The sequence below is a fragment of the Pseudomonas sp. P20 genome (assembly GCF_016463925.1).
GTDB lineage: Bacteria > Pseudomonadota > Gammaproteobacteria > Pseudomonadales > Pseudomonadaceae > Pseudomonas > Pseudomonas aeruginosa.
In genome coordinates this window covers 1-702 of sequence record NZ_JAEMVM010000142.1, presented here as the reverse complement: position 1 = coordinate 702, position 702 = coordinate 1, and the positions used below count along the sequence as shown (strand labels likewise).

The 702-nt window shown below is 63.5% G+C and carries 1 pseudogene; it reads right to left on the bottom strand.

Features of this window, described 5'->3' with window-relative positions:
- A pseudogene (locus JHD77_RS32225) lies at positions 1-702 on the bottom strand (hypothetical protein); the annotation flags it as partial.

Below are 702 nucleotides of genomic sequence, written 5' to 3'. Positions count from 1 at the left end.
AGGTCAGGTTGCGCAGCTCGACTCGGAACGCCTCCCGCTTGCGCAGGGTCGGCGAAATCTGCAGCGGGGTGAACACGGTCAGGTCGCCGCGGCGCGCGAAGTCTTCGCCGAAGCTGTGGGTGTTCTCCGGGTCCAGCCTGGCCAGCTCTGGCAGAAGGTTTTCTTCGCACCAGGTGCGGATCTCGTCTTCCCGCATCTGTGGTGTCCAGCCTTCGAAACCTTCCGGCGCCTCGTACCGGTAGATACGGATCGAATGGTCCTGGACCATCGCCTGCTCGATGAGCACGCGAGAGAGGTAGGCGCCACCGGACTTCTTCGGGATACAGCCGTATTCCTCGTCGGCGGACTCGGTATTGGGGGCGTTCTTGTACAGCCCATCGCGCCATGCCTTCTCGGCCTCGGGCGACCACTCCTGGCCGGTGACAAAGCAGATTCGCTTGTACAGCCCTTCGGCGATCGCATCATCCAGGGTGATGCGGTGAACGCTGTAATCCTTGCGGCCCTCGCGGGCATCCTGGATGTACTGGTTGAACGGGTTGTCGACACCGTTGTGGGTGCTGATCAGGCGGACCTTGTTACCCCACATCGTGAGCGCCAGGGCGGCCTTCAGCAGTTCCTCCAGGGACTCGTGGAACGCCGCCTCGTCGATCACCACATCACCCTGCAGGCCGCGCAGGTTGCTCGGCCGGCTGCTCAGGGCCT